Genomic DNA, 13,194 nt, shown 5'->3' with positions numbered 1-13,194 from the left:
GTGTCGCGGGTGAGCAGCAGCGGTTCGGCGGCCGGCGGCAGCCCGGCCACCGCCGATCTGGCAGGTCGATCGATCTGGAGGTCATGGGGTGACGGCTCGCCACGCGGGATGCAATGCGGGATAGAGGCTGACGAGGAGATAACCAGCCGCGATGACGAGCAAAGCCGTGGTGAGGCTGGTCATGGCGACCAGCAGGCCAGCGCCGAAGATGCCCAGCGGCACCGCGGCCACAACTGCGGCCATGATCGCGCCGGACACGCGTCCCCGGAGCTCGGCGGGAATACGGCTGAACTGGACAGCGGTCAACAGCGGGTTCACAGGTCCAGCAGCGATGCCGGCGAGAGCCATAGTGACGACAAGCGTGGGAGTTCCGGGCATCGCAGCGATGACGAAGAACTTCGGGGCCCCGGAAATCAGCAATGCGCCGGTCAGGATTACGTGCCGGGGGAACCGATGCCCAACTGCACCAAACAAGACTGCGCCCACCAGGGCGCCGGCGCCGAAGGCAGCGACCGAAAGCCCCAGGGCGAGCGGGTTGTCGAGCACCTGCTCGGCCAAGGTGGGCAGCAGCACGGTGAACAGGGCGTTGTCGGCCATGTTGGCGAACATGAACACCACGAGGATCCGGGGCAGCAACGTGTCCTCGCGGATGAACCGCAGTCCTTCCCTGAGCTCCGCGAAGTACCGTGACGTGCCTTTCGACAGGTGCGGAGACTTGCGAGGCAACGCTCGGGGCACAGCCAGTCCCACGAGCAAGGCCGATACCAGGAAGCTGGCCGCATCCATGTACAGCACAAGGATTGGCCCGAGAGCTGCGAGGAGCACGCCGCCGAGTAATCCGCCGGTGAGCTGGGCGACACGCATCACTGTCTCGTGCGCGCTCATCGCCCGTTCCAGCCGCATACCGCCGGCTTCGGCCAGGTCGGGCATGAGGGAGCGGCGGGCGGTTGTGCCTGGAACGTCGAGCATCGAGCCAGCAAACGTGAGGACCAGCAACAGCCAGAACGACAGGTGGCCCAGCATGTGCAGGACCGGGATCGCGGCCACCGTCACGCCGCTGGCCAGGTCGGCCAGGATACTGCTGCGGATGAACCCCATGCGGTCCACCAGGGGGCCGCCGAAGAGCCCGGCCAGCACCACGGGAGCGAAGTAGGCGACCCCGCTCAGCCCGGCCCGTGCGGGATCACCGGTGGTCTCCAGCACGAACCAGGGAATCGCGATCAGGGCGATCCGGTTTCCCGCGGCCGAAACCGCCTCGGCTGCCAGGACAGCGCCAAGCGCTCGCCGTGCCGCAGCCGTTGGCGTGGCTGAAGAAGTCACCTGGTTGCCTGCTCCCCGCCCATGATGGTGGCCTGGTCAGCCGGAAAGTACCAGTCCATGGGGTCGGGCTGCCTACCGAAGTGCCCGCAGATACGCCGCTGCCGCCCGGTCATCCTGGCGACGGTGTGCTCGGCCATCCGATCGTGGTCGTTCGGCCTGATCCACAGTTGGCCGAACCGCAGGATCACCGACTTGCGCACGTTGCCGCCGTTGTTGGGCGCCACGCCGTGCCACAGGCTCCAAGGGAAGATCGCCGCGTCGCCTGCTTTGGCCAGCAGTTGCCTGGTGCGGCTGTGGACGACGTCCTGCGGAAATGTGACGTCGTCGTCGGTGATCGCGGCCGGTCGCATCCGGTGGCTACCTTCGACGTACATGAAGTTGCCGTTGTCCGGGGTGTCGACGTCGGTCAGGAAGAACTGCACCTTCAGGGTGAGGCATAGTCCGCTCGGGTCATACGGGAATCGCCAGAGCGCTGGGCCGCCGTCGAGGTGGAGATCGTGGATCACACCGGCATTGGCCCTGCGCGCGTACACCTCGCTGCCCAGCAACACCATGTGTGCGCCAAGGAACCGCATGACCAGGGGAAAGACCGCAGGGTGGTCCAGCAGGCCGTCGAAGGTGTCGGTCAGACCGATCACATTGGTCAGCCGCACCGAGGTCCCGTCGTTTGCGTCCCTGCTCGTCAGCGAGTCGACAGTGGCCAGTAGCGATCCGACCTCGGCCGAGGACAAGGCGCCGCGGATGTGGGCGACGCCTTCGCGTTCCCACCGGTCGATGGCGACGTCGAGAGATTCGTCGATCATGCCGGTGCTCCGTCCCGCCAGTCGTGGCTGGCGCGGTCGTCCACGAACGGCATCAGCTCGGTGGCATGCGAGGGAAGCCCTTCCAACATGGTCGGCAGGTAGTCGGGACTGGCAGGCAGATAGTAGGTCGCGGGCACCGCATCCGGGATTCCGCCGAGTAGCAAGCGCCTTCGTGGGGTCATCCGGTCGAGCACGTCAGCGGCGATTCGGTCGTAGTCCACGGGCCTGGCCCAGAGCTGGGAGTACCAGACCACGGCGCTTACCCTGGTGGTGTCACTGCCGTTGGCGCCCACCGAGTGCCAGAGGTTCCACGGGAACAGCACCACGTCACCGGCATCCAGCAGTAGCTCGCATTCGCGCGCCCTGGCCGGGTGGTTGGTGATCTCGTCCCCGGTGGCGGGCAACGGGATGCGGTGCGAGCCGGGCACCACGAGCATGTTGCCTGAGTTGGGTTCCGACGTACCGGTCAGGAAGTACAGGGCTTTCACGTGGGACAACGGCGTTTCCGGCCGTGCCATCATGCGGCTGAGTGCCGCGCCGCCGTCGAGGTGCAGGGCGAGCGCCTGAGTCGGGCGCGGTCTGCGCAGGATGATCTCCGTTCCGCACACCTGGATGTACGGACCCATCAGCGCGATGGCTCGGCGGAAGATCGGCTCGTAGTCAAGCAGTTCGTCGAGGCAATCCGACAGGCTCACGACGTTTTTGACCCGCAGGTCCTCGCGGTTTCCGGTGGCTCCATCGTGGGCCCGGCCACGCAAGGGGCCGTCCTTATAGGACCTCGCAGTACGCTTGGCGCGTTCCAGCGTCGCCGCGGCCCGGGTGGGATCCAGCACGCCTTTGAGCACTAGGTAGCCGTCCGCTTCCCAGCGTTCCCGCTCCTGCGCGGCGAGCAGGCTTTCGGCGGCGATGGTCACGATGTCCCCACTCTGAGTTGAACGTGGTCCACGAACGAGAGCCAGCCACAACACTGCTGGTAGGCGTCCTGTCCGAGGTACTTGCTTGCCAGATAGTGGTCGTGCGGGCAGGCGCCGGCACACATCGCGAAGCCGGGACAACTGCGCTGCTGCGCCAGACGGTTCTCGTTGTCCGACACTGTCTTTAGGTAGTGCGGATGCTCCCGCATCTGCGGAAAGGTGTCGCGGTGGACGTTGCCGAGCACAAACTCGGACTGGTCTTCGTACAGCCCACAGACGTAGACCTCACCCGTGGGCTCGACGCCGAAGAACTTACCCATGCAGTCGCCACTCGTGACGCAGCCGACCGACGTGGCACCAAGCGACCGGCGCACGACGGAGTCGAGTGTGGTGACCCGGACCGGCCGGTCACTGACCCACCACAGGTCGAACAACTCGCTGAGGAACGCCGTCCACTGGTCGCTCGGATGCCGTGAGCCGAACTTCACCGCCTGTGGCTCAACCGTCTGGTATCCGACGGAATTCGGTGGGCGCGCGGGGATCAGATCGACGTCGGCGAGGCCCTCGTCCACAATGAACTGCCAGAGGCGCTGCGCGCCGAGGTCGATCATCTCGTCGGTTAGCACCATCAACGTGGCGAACGGGATGGCTCGGTCGCGCAGGCGGTCCATGGTCTTACGGATGTCACTGAAACTGCCACGGCCCGCGACGGTCGGTCGCATACGGTCGTTGAGCTCTTTCGGGCCGTCCAGGCTGATGCCGAGCCGGAAGTGGTTGGCACTGAGGAAGTCCAGCCACTTGTCCGGCAGCGACACTGCGTTGGTCTGCAGGACGTTCACTACCAGCTTGCCGTGCTCGGCACTCAACGTACGTTGCCAGGCGACCGCCTGCTCGTAGAACTCCAGCGGCGCCAGCGTGGGTTCTCCGCCGTGCCACGCGAACACCGTCATCCCGCTCGCGTCGTCGGCCATTGCTGCTTCCAGCGTGCGATACAGCGTCTTCCTGCTCATGACCGGTGCGGAGTTCGGTCGCCAGTCGTTGCAGTAGACGCAGCGCAGATTGCACCGCCGCGTGACTTTGACTATCGCGGTCAGAGATTCCACGGTCCGGCTCCCTCAGTAGTCGCGATGCGCGCCCAGGACTCCGATCATGTACGCGGGCTCCGGCTGCCTACCGAGCCCGACCTCGCGGACGTGTTGCTCGACCTCCTTGCGGGCCCACTCCAATTCATGGTGGTTGGATTGCGCATGCTCCTCGCTCCAGGTCCGCGCGGCCAGTTCCATCCCGTCCAGCAGGGCATGACCGGCATCCGTCGGCTCGGCGTCCGACTCACGCAGCAGCTCGACCGCTCGCTGCACCGCGACTCGCCACGCGGCTCGGCGCCTGCGGCCCTGTGATGAGGGCCGGCCCAGCGACATGATCGCATCGAACGCCTTGGCGACGTTCGCGAACACGTACGCGCCATGCAGAACTCCGTTTGCCGTCCGGATGTCCCGCCGCCACGGTGCGATCACGGGAGTCTGGGGGCGAATCAGCAGGGGCGTGGTCTCGGCGAGCAGGTCGAGTTTGAGGTGGTGGTACTCGTGTACGAGCAAGTCGACCGTCTCCAACGGGTTGACCAGATTGGTGTAGACCACGTCGGGTAGTCCGGTCGCTGTCAGGCTCAGGCGGTGCCGCCCCCGGCCCAGCAGCGCTAGGCGCACCGGGAACGCGACCATTTCCTCGTACAGTTCAGGATTCGTGTGTGCGAGCACGGCAAGTGACTGCCGCAGCTGGGTTGTCTCGGCGTCGTTGGGTGGGCGGCCGAGGAACTCGAAGTCGGGCGGCAGTGTGATCACGGAGGTGACGCCGCCGGTATCCACCATGAACTCGGCGAACCCGGGCACTTCTTGGACATGATCCGGGTTTCCTGGCGCCTCGAGGCCGACTTCGCCAGGCGTGCGCGCGGTGAGCTTGGTTGTCGTACCGGCGTGGATGCTGACGGTGTCCTTGGTTACTTCGATGGTCACCGCTTCGGCGCCGTTCGCCACCAAACGACTGGCAGGTAAGGAGACCATCGCCGTCGGGCCCATCGGCAGCACAGCTTCAATCCCGGCCGCGCATGCGATCTCCGCCACCGTTCCGGCGACAGCTGAGGCGACACGGGCTTGCCGGGCAGGGGGCGCGTTCTCGGCGAGCCGCACCCCGGCCGCACCCGCCACGTGCTGCCACAACTCAGGACGGGCGGTCAAAGCATCGTGCAACACGGAAAACACCACATCACCGGCTTCGGCGACCCGTGCGAGGCACGCGCGGTCACGTTCCAGCCGCTGATTGACCGCCGCCGCCAATGCCCCGGACGCACCCCGTGGGAACAGCCATTCCCTGGCGATGTGCGCTGCTACCTGCGACATGCGAACCCCCGGGATTGTCGATGCTTGAGGTACCAATGGCGGGGGCGGGGGCCGCCGGGCAGGCGGCCCCCGCTTCGCTCACCTGGCTACGGCCGCAACCACGTCGTCGAGGTTCTCGACAAACGCGGCTTCGGGTCGACTGTCCTCCGGCAGACCGGAGATCCACCATTTGGTCGGCGTTGGGACGTCGTCCTCGGCGGCGACGTCGTTCTTGATGCGCTCCAGTTGCGAGGTACTCATAGCGACGCTCCTCTGTTGGTGCGTACGCCCCCGGATGAGAGCGGTACGGCAGTGTATCCAGGCATGCGGTGCCGGTCCCGGTCGCAAACCGGCCACTCTCCGGGGCGGAGGGCAGCTTGCCGCCATGAAGACGTCCGGACGGGTCAGCTGCGGCGGCCGGGGCACGTGAGGCGACGTGCCAGGCGGCCGCGTCGACACCAGGCCGCGTGTACCGGGAGGTCAACCGGAACGCGTGGGAAACGTGCTGTAGACCCGTGACGGCCGACCGTCACTTCTTCCTCGTCGCCGCGGCGATCCGGTCGGCATACGCGCGGTATGCCTTGCGTCCGGCCGGGGTGGAGCCGTCGCTGGCCAGGGCGGCGCACTGCTTCAGGGCGGCCTTGTGGAGCGCGAGCGGGGCGGTGACGCGCACCGAGTGACCCTGCCCGCGGCGGATGGTCCGGCCGCTGTGCAGTGCCTCGTGGACGGCGGTGTCCCGGGTGCCCTGAAGGTGGTCGGCGAGCAGGCCGGGCACATCGATGGCGTGCGGCTGCTCGAGCGCCTGCTCCTGGTCCTCGACATCGGCGGCCACGCCGTCGAGTTCCTCCAGGACGTCGCCGACGTCGCGGGCGCCAGCCGCGTCGAGCACCCTGCGGATGGTCTTGGGCGCGACGTTGTACTGCCTGGCGAGCACCTTGACCGCGGCGCCCTTGGCGTACGCGTCTACGAGGTCGGCCACCTTGTCCTCGGCGAGCGCGGCCGGGCGCCCCAGCGTCTTGCCCGCAGCCTCGGCGGCAGCGACGCCTTCCTTCGTGTTCTCGCTGATCATGTCGCGCTGGAACTCCAGGACCCCAGCGAGCATCGTGACGAACAGCTTGGTCTGCGGGTCGTCGGCCGCGAGATCGAAACCGGACCAGGCGCCGGTCGCGATGCGCAAGTGCAGTCCGCGCCGCTGGAGGACCTCCCGGATCTGGATGACGTCCTTGGTCGAGCGGAACAGCCGCGCGGCGTCCGCGATGCGGATGGTGTCGCCGACCGCCGCCTCATCGAGCAGTTGCCGGAACCCGGACCGGCTGATCGCGTAGACGCGGGACGATGTCGCCGGGTCCTCATACTTCGGAGCGCCGGACTTGAGCAGATCACCCAGAGCATGAAGTTGACGAGCATTCGTCTGCTTGTCGGTGGAGTGCCGAAGATACAGGCGATCAGTCACGCTTTGTGCCTCTTCGTCGTTCGGGCGGACGCCGGATCATGACCGTAAGGGGGCGAAATAGGGAGGCGCAACGAGAGGGTAAGCCTGATTGGATCGGTGCACCTGCTCACCCCGATATACCCGTCTCTGGTCATTGGATCGGCGCGGGGGCGTAATCGACCGATTCCGCCCCCACGCGGCATTCGACCGGAGTCCAGACGATCACCCCGCCGCCGCGGGCAGCACTCGGGACGGGACCCGGGTGTCAAATCATGTGACGGCAAACTGCACTCTCTGCGCGGTTCCTACTCGACCCCCGTCTTCTTCATCAGCCTGCGGAAGAAGCGCCTGGCCGCGGCCTTGTCCCGCTTCCCCTGGACGAGGATGTCGAGCACGTTGCCGTCCTGGTCGACGGCCCGCCACATACTTCCGCTCGCCGTTGATCTTGATGAAGACCTCGTCCAGATGCCATTTGTCCCCGGGCCGGGGCCGTCGGCGGCGCAGTCCGTCGGCGTAGGCCTGCCCGAACTTCACACACCACCGGCGGACCGTCTCGTACGAGACGGTGACACCGCGCCGGAGCATCAGCTCCTCCACCTCACGGAAGCTGAGCGGAAAGCGGAAGTACAGCCACACGCAGTGGGAGATGACCTCGACCGGGTACCGGTGCCCCTCATACGACGGCAACGCGCTCACCATAGACGACCCCCCTCCAGCAAGATCAACTTCGAGGAACCTCCCACGCCGCCCGCCAACGTGAAGTGCCCTACGAACGGCTCAGCGGAAGGGACCGTTGGGCGTGAAGGCGTGGGCAGCGAAGCGCTTGCCCATTCGGCGGTACGCGGCGGCGGTGGGGTGAAGGCCGTCGGTCAGGTTGTCTGCCTCGTCCGGGCCGAGCAGTGCTCGTCCGTCGAGACAGTGGAGGTGGGGATCAGACGTCTGTCGTGCTGCGGCGATCCGGGCCAGCTCGGCGCGGACCACTGTCAGCGACAGTGCGCCGTCGGCCACATCGGCCGGGTCGCCCAGGGCGGTGATCCTCCCGTCCGCTCCGGTCCTGGTCGGGCCGGGAACCTGCTCAAGGGCCGGGCAGCTCACCGGGGAGATCAGCAGCAGCGGGGTGTCCGGGTGACCGTCCCGGATCGTGTCAAGAAATCCGTGTACCGCCGGGCCGAACGTCCGCAGCCGGAAGGCGGACAGGCTCACGATGTTGATGCCCACCTTCAGGCTGATCAGGTCGGCGGGCGTGTCGCGGATCGTCCGGGCGACGTAGGGGTCCAGCAGTGCGTTGCCCGCCTGGCTGAGGTTGATCACTTCCACCCCTCCGAGCGCAGCTGCCACCACCGGCCAGGTCCCGGTCGGGCCGTCAGCCTCGATGCAGTGGCTGATGGAACTGCCGTGGTGCACCCAGCGGCGCCGCCCGTCCTGCAGCGGCGCCAGCACGTTGCCGTCGGCGCGCAGTGCCACCAGTTCCGTAGGGGTCTGCTGCGGAAGCCACAGCTCGACGTTCTTCATGCCGGTTGGCAGTCCGGCGAACCGTACGGTTCCGGGTTTGCCCGGGATGAGTCGCTGTGCGGCTCCGGGGCCCGCCATTCTCAGCACGTTGCCCACCGGCGCCTGCCGGCGCCCGGCCAGGGCACCGTCCACCAACAACTCCAGCATCCCGGTCGGGCGAGGGTGGGGGTCGGCGGCGAGCTGGCCGGTGGAGGTGAGTACCTCTAACTCCAGTGCGCGTGCATCGGTGCGGAACACCAGCCGCACCCCCGAAGGCATCACGGTCACCCCGTAGACCGACGGGTCCTGGTACTGCTCCTTGGTCCACGCGGGCAGCCGGCGCGGCATCACCCCTGCCGCTGTGGTCTCCAGGTCCAGCGCACCCCGTAACTCCACCGGTCCGCCCACCAATGGGACCGTCCGCATCGTCACCGTCACCGCTCCTGTCCCAGGTCGATGTGTTCCGGAGATGGCATCGACCCGGTGTCTCCGTGGTTCATCGACGCCCGCCGAACTCCCAAGCGTGGACCTCGATGTCCGCGTACCGATCCGGGGTCAGGACGGCGCGTGCCGTGTCCGGGTTCGGGGCCTGGACCAGCGCGGCCGTGCCGAGCCACGTGTCGCCGTCGTCGGACAGCAGCGGCCCGTACGCGATCAGCTCGTCCTGGTCGGGCGGCAGGGTGAGGTCTGCGGCCGGGCCCTCGCCGAGGCCGAGCACCAGGTACTGGTTGCCATCGCTTCGGTCACCGGGAAAATCCCACATGGTGCGCCCCAGCGCGTTGCGCCATCGGCGCAGCAGCACGTCCCGGTACGCGCCGGCCTGGTAGTTGGGCTCGTCGAAGGCGAACGCACGGGCAGCGGCGGGATCGGGCAGATCGATGATGTGCACGCTCCCGGTGGGTGTTTCACCATCGTCGGCGAAGGTCGGGCCGCGGGCGATCAGTTCCTTCGTGTACCGGTCCATGTAGGACCAGTGCTCCTCCAGCAACTCCTCGCGCAACGCGAGGGAGCCGGGCCGGTCTCGGTGGTAGCAGAAGTACTCCATGGTCACGGACTCTTTCTCACCAGGGGCACCATCTCAACCGGCTTTGTCGCCGAGGACCCCGTGTTCCAGATGGAACAGCGTTCCGTCGGACGGCGTAGCCGCCATGGCTGTGCGGTCTCGGCCAAGGTGTGTCAGATCATGGCGAGTCGGTCCACCAGCAGTTGCACCCTCGGTTCGGTGTCCTCCGGTGGCAGCCGTCCCGACGGCGCTGTCACGTTGGTTGGCCCGTGGGATGATCTTCGGCTTGATTGTGTTGGGGGGAGCCGTCCGTGGTGGGTGCACCGGCGTCGTACAAGGGGCACCGGTACCCGGTCGAGGTGATCTCGCACTGCGTGTGGCTGTACTTCCGGTTCCCGCTCAGTTTCCGTGAAGTGGAGGAGCTGATGCTCCAGCGCGGCGTGATCGTCTCCCACGAGACCGTGCGCCGCTGGTGTCTGAATTTTTTTCGGCCAGGCGTACGCCAACGCGCTGCGCCGCCGACAGCCACGGCAGGGGGACAAGTGGCAACTGGACGAGGTCTTCATCAAGATCAACGGTGAGCAAAAGTATCTGTGGCGGGCTGTCGACCAGGACGGCAATCTCCTGGACATCCTCGTGCAGGACCGCCGGGACAAGGCCGCGGCCAGGCGCTTCTTCCGCCGGTGGAGCATCGCTCGCACAAGGGCCCTGAACAACCGGGCCGAGAACAGCCGCCAGCCGACGAGGCAACGCGAACGCGAACGGGCCGTGAAGGGCTTCCGCAGCGCGGGCGGGGCCCAGCGATTCCTATCCGCGTTCAGCGGTATGTCACCCCATTTCCGGCCCTGCCGCCACCTGATGACCGCATCCGAACACCGAGCCGAAATGACCATCCGCTTCACCATCTGGGAGCAGATCACCGGCGTCACCTGCCGACCTACCGCGGCCTGAGCCCAGGCCGGCACCCGGCCCCACCACACCTCGACGCACCGTCAGACACCCCCACACCCAACAACGTGACAACGCCGTCCGAGGTCCTGCTGCTCGACGAACCCACCAACCACCTGTCGCCCGCTCTCGTTGAGGAGCTGGAGACCGCCCTGGCCGACTACGACGGCGCCCTCGTCGTCGTCAGCCACGATCGCCGGCTGCGCCGACGCTGGCGGGGCGCCCAACTGGCCATGCGGGCAACCGAGACGTCCGCCGCCAACGCCTGACGCCCCAAGATCTCGTACACCCCCGAGATCTCGTACACCCCCACGCAGACTCGAACGCCCCCACGCACAAAGGACGCGCTACGTGACCGCGCCGTGCCCCGCCGCCCTACCGGCGAACCATGGTCCCAGCACCGAGAATCGAGCCGCCTGCATGCCTGCTCCGTCCCCTCACCACCCGTTCGGCGACTGGCTCCGAGCCCATGCCGTCCCCCTCACCCACCTCGACCGTGAGGCGCCGCTGGACGACCTGGAGCCGCTACGCACCATCATCGGCGAAGCCCGCGTCGTCGCGATCGGCGAGAACTCCCACTTCATCGACGAGTTCGCAGTCATGCGGGAGCGCATACTGCGGTTCCTGGCCGAACGCTGCGGCTTCACCGTCCTGGCCTTCGAGTACGGCTTCAGCGAAGGCTTCCCCCTCGACGCATGGGCCCAGGGCGAGGGGACGGAGGACGACCTGTCGGCCCACCTCGCCACAGCGATCCCCCGTGGGAGTCGATGAGCCGCTGCGCTGGATGCGCCGGTACAACCGCACCGCTTCCACACCGGTGCGTTTCGCCGGGATCGACATCCCAGCGGCCGGTAGTTCCTTGCTTCCCGCCCTGACCCCGGTCGCCGACTACCTGCGCCGCATCGATCCCGAAGCCGTGCCCGTGATCCGGACGGCGATACGGATCGCCGAATCGTTCGCCGGTGGATCCGGTTTCCCCGGCAGCCTGAAGCGCATCGCGGTGGGCTCCCGGACGAACGTCCGGGGCGTCGACCCTGCCGGGAGCATCTACCGGTACACCAACAACGACGCCAGCGGCACCAACCCGTGGATCAAGATCCCCGGCACCGCCACCGACATCGCCGCTGGCGCCGACGGCACCGTGTGGCACATCAACAGCGCGGGCGACATCTACCGGTACACAGGAGACCAGCCGAGCTGACCCCTGCCCCCACCAACCGTGCGGGCCTCGGCCGGAACAGGCGGGACCCGCGTCGGCATCCTGGTCCCGGCCGTCAGCCGCATCGAAGACGAGGGCAGACCTACGGGCCTGCGGGTGCTGTTGGTGACGACGAAGGGAAGCCGGTCGGCGTTGACACAGCCCTTCGCCCGGCTGCTTCTGCGTGGCTCAGGTGTCGTGTAGCGCGTCGGTCCTGGTACCGGTGGCCGCGTATGGCTTCCTCGTACCAGGCGGCGAAGGTGGGGTCGCACAAGCGGTCGCGGAATCGACCGATTCCGATCCAGCGCAGTACGGAACCGGCCCGGTCCAGACGGAAGTAGGTTTCGCCGGGCCCGATGGTGCCGGCTTGCGGCTCGCCGGGCGGTTCGGGTGACCAGCCCAGAGCGGTGACCGTGTCCATGGAACGCAGGTTTCCGAGGACGCCCGGCATGGTGCGGGATCGCCTGGTCAGGTCGAGGTGCTCCACCTGTACCGGTCCGGTGTCGTCGGTCGCGTTCAGGGACATGGTCAGGTCCCCGCCCGTCTGGCCGGCGCGGCCCAGGACGATCTTCTCCTGCATCAGGATCCTGCCGGTGCCGTGTAGCCGGATCCGGGTGTCACGGTGGGTGGCGATCCCGTCCGAGACCACGAATGGCTTGCCCGCCCAGGTGAGCAGCGCCCCGTCGCCCACAGTGGCGTCGACCGTCCAGGACGACGGTGCGTCACCTTCGTACGCGACCGTGCCGGTCGTCTCGACAACGTCCAGCCACGCGCCGGGAGCGACATCCACGTCGATGCGGACGGCATCGCCGGACAGCAGCAGCGCCTGGGTGGCGAGCAGGCCCACCCTGGCGCCGCGGGCGTCCTGATTTATGGTCCGCACGGTGAGATGTCCGGTCTTGTGGTGGACGCGGCAGCGGCTCCCTGTGGGAGTGACGCTCAGGCGGGTCGGTCCGGTCACGCGCGCTGTCCCGCATGTGCCGGGGCGTGGTCGTGCGAGTGGGTGGTGCCGCCGGCGTGGGTGTGCGGGTGGGGTTCTTCACCCTCCCGCACTGGGTGGAAGTGCGGGGCCATGGGGCCGGGGTCGACGGGGGTGTGCTCGCCGGTGCGGTAGTGGGCGAGGGTGTCGCGAACCCAGCCGGTGAGCAGCCGGACGGACGCCTCGTCGTGCCGGGACAGTGCGACCACTGGGGAACCCTGCCGGGCTTCGCGCCCTTCGCGCGTCATGCGCTCGACGTCCACGCCCACATGCACGCCCAGGTCGGTCTTGTTGATCACGAGCAGATCGGCGCGGGCGATACCGGGTCCGCCCTTGCGGACAACGTCACCGCCGCCGGCGACGTCCAGGACGAACAACTGGGCGTCCACCAGAGCCGGGGAGAAGGTCGCGGTGAGGTTGTCGCCGCCGGATTCGATGACGATCAGGTCCAGGGGACCGAAGTCGGCCTCCAGGTCTTCGGCCGCCAGCAGGTTGGCCGTCACGTCGTCACGGATCGCCGTGTGGGGGCACGCGCCCGTCTCCACTGGGCGGATGCGTTCGGGGTCCAGCACTCCGGCGCTCTTGAGGAAGCGCGCGTCCTCGTCGGTGTAGATGTCGTTGGTGATGACGCCCAGGCGCAGTTCCCCGGAGAGCGCCTGGCACAACGTCGCGATGAGCGAGCTCTTCCCGGTGCCGACGGGCCCGGCGACGCCCAGGCGCATGGCACGGGTGGG

At 67.7% G+C, this 13,194-nt stretch carries 13 protein-coding genes and 3 pseudogenes; 4 read left to right on the top strand and 12 right to left on the bottom strand.

Annotated features, from left to right (window positions below):
- Window positions 1-81: 81 nt before the first annotated feature.
- The 10 genes and pseudogenes from ACZ3IC_RS31070 to ACZ3IC_RS31025 all read right to left on the bottom strand — a co-directional run bounded on the left by ACZ3IC_RS31070 (window position 82) and on the right by ACZ3IC_RS31025 (window position 9,377).
- A complete protein-coding gene (locus ACZ3IC_RS31070) occupies window positions 82-1,320 on the bottom strand; it encodes an MFS transporter (RefSeq protein WP_467421651.1) in 1,239 nt (412 codons plus the stop codon).
- A complete protein-coding gene (locus ACZ3IC_RS31065; protein WP_467421649.1) occupies window positions 1,317-2,123 on the bottom strand; it encodes a phytanoyl-CoA dioxygenase family protein in 807 nt (268 codons plus the stop codon). The genes ACZ3IC_RS31070 and ACZ3IC_RS31065 overlap by 4 nt, the downstream gene beginning before the upstream one ends.
- Window positions 2,120-3,037: a phytanoyl-CoA dioxygenase family protein gene (locus ACZ3IC_RS31060; protein WP_467421646.1), complete on the bottom strand. Its 918-nt coding sequence runs from the start codon at window positions 3,035-3,037 to the stop codon at window positions 2,120-2,122. Before ACZ3IC_RS31060 ends, ACZ3IC_RS31065 begins: the two co-directional genes overlap by 4 nt.
- Entirely contained in the window at window positions 3,034-4,140 is a 1,107-nt protein-coding gene (locus ACZ3IC_RS31055; protein WP_467421644.1) for a radical SAM protein, read from the bottom strand. Before ACZ3IC_RS31055 ends, ACZ3IC_RS31060 begins: the two co-directional genes overlap by 4 nt.
- A gap of 12 nt (window positions 4,141-4,152) precedes the next feature.
- Complete coding sequence (locus ACZ3IC_RS31050; protein ID WP_467421641.1) at window positions 4,153-5,367, bottom strand: aKG-HExxH-type peptide beta-hydroxylase; 1,215 nt, start codon at window positions 5,365-5,367, stop codon at window positions 4,153-4,155.
- A 141-nt stretch (window positions 5,368-5,508) separates the two neighbouring features.
- A complete protein-coding gene (locus ACZ3IC_RS31045) occupies window positions 5,509-5,670 on the bottom strand; it encodes a hypothetical protein (RefSeq protein WP_467421638.1) in 162 nt (53 codons plus the stop codon).
- 268 nt (window positions 5,671-5,938) lie between these two features.
- Entirely contained in the window at window positions 5,939-6,862 is a 924-nt protein-coding gene (locus tag ACZ3IC_RS31040) for a recombinase family protein (protein WP_467421636.1), read from the bottom strand.
- A 290-nt stretch (window positions 6,863-7,152) separates the two neighbouring features.
- A pseudogene (locus ACZ3IC_RS31035) lies at window positions 7,153-7,540 on the bottom strand (IS6 family transposase); the annotation flags it as partial.
- A gap of 78 nt (window positions 7,541-7,618) precedes the next feature.
- The gene (locus ACZ3IC_RS31030; RefSeq protein ID WP_467421720.1) at window positions 7,619-8,758 is read right to left on the bottom strand and encodes a lipase; all 1,140 of its coding nucleotides are present in this window, start codon (window positions 8,756-8,758) and stop codon (window positions 7,619-7,621) included.
- A 70-nt stretch (window positions 8,759-8,828) separates the two neighbouring features.
- Window positions 8,829-9,377, bottom strand: coding sequence for a YciI family protein (locus ACZ3IC_RS31025; protein WP_467421718.1), 549 nt, complete (start codon window positions 9,375-9,377; stop codon window positions 8,829-8,831).
- A gap of 269 nt (window positions 9,378-9,646) precedes the next feature.
- Between ACZ3IC_RS31025 and ACZ3IC_RS31020 the strand changes: the two are divergent.
- From ACZ3IC_RS31020 to ACZ3IC_RS31005, 4 genes and pseudogenes are all read left to right on the top strand, one after another.
- Window positions 9,647-10,286, top strand: a pseudogene (locus tag ACZ3IC_RS31020) (IS6 family transposase).
- A 65-nt stretch (window positions 10,287-10,351) separates the two neighbouring features.
- A pseudogene (locus ACZ3IC_RS31015) lies at window positions 10,352-10,552 on the top strand (ABC transporter ATP-binding protein); the annotation flags it as partial.
- 151 nt (window positions 10,553-10,703) lie between these two features.
- Window positions 10,704-11,054, top strand: coding sequence for a hypothetical protein (locus ACZ3IC_RS31010; RefSeq protein ID WP_467421634.1), 351 nt, complete (start codon window positions 10,704-10,706; stop codon window positions 11,052-11,054).
- On the top strand, window positions 11,041-11,484 hold the full coding sequence (locus ACZ3IC_RS31005; protein ID WP_467421631.1) for a tectonin domain-containing protein: 444 nt from the start codon (window positions 11,041-11,043) through the stop codon (window positions 11,482-11,484). The genes ACZ3IC_RS31010 and ACZ3IC_RS31005 overlap by 14 nt, the downstream gene beginning before the upstream one ends.
- 100 nt (window positions 11,485-11,584) lie before the next feature.
- On the opposite strand, the gene ACZ3IC_RS31000 is transcribed toward ACZ3IC_RS31005, so the two are convergent.
- A complete protein-coding gene (locus tag ACZ3IC_RS31000; RefSeq protein WP_467421629.1) occupies window positions 11,585-12,442 on the bottom strand; it encodes an urease accessory protein UreD in 858 nt (285 codons plus the stop codon).
- Window positions 12,439-13,182 (bottom strand): urease accessory protein UreG, encoded by a 744-nt coding sequence (gene ureG, locus ACZ3IC_RS30995; protein ID WP_467421716.1) that lies wholly within the window; start codon window positions 13,180-13,182, stop codon window positions 12,439-12,441. Before ureG ends, ACZ3IC_RS31000 begins: the two co-directional genes overlap by 4 nt.
- Window positions 13,183-13,194 lie beyond the last annotated feature (12 nt).

Source organism: Streptomyces sp. NPDC002958 (assembly GCF_055563255.1).
Note: the sequence above shows the minus strand (reverse complement) of the source record. Positions and strands in the feature narration are given on the sequence as shown.

Bases quoted from the DNA above. Each gene is read 5' to 3' on its own strand.
- ACZ3IC_RS31065 (WP_467421649.1), bottom strand. From the start codon at position 2,123: ATGATCGACGAATCTCTCGACGTCGCCATCGACCGGTGGGAACGCGAA.
- ACZ3IC_RS31045 (WP_467421638.1), bottom strand. From the start codon at position 5,670: ATGAGTACCTCGCAACTGGAGCGCATCAAGAACGACGTCGCCGCCGAG.
- ACZ3IC_RS31030 (WP_467421720.1), bottom strand. From the start codon at position 8,758: ATGCGGACGGTCCCATTGGTGGGCGGACCGGTGGAGTTACGGGGTGCG.
- ACZ3IC_RS31025 (WP_467421718.1), bottom strand. From the start codon at position 9,377: ATGGAGTACTTCTGCTACCACCGAGACCGGCCCGGCTCCCTCGCGTTG.
- ACZ3IC_RS31010 (WP_467421634.1), top strand. From the start codon at position 10,704: ATGCCTGCTCCGTCCCCTCACCACCCGTTCGGCGACTGGCTCCGAGCC.
- ureG (WP_467421716.1), bottom strand. From the start codon at position 13,182: ATGCGCCTGGGCGTCGCCGGGCCCGTCGGCACCGGGAAGAGCTCGCTC.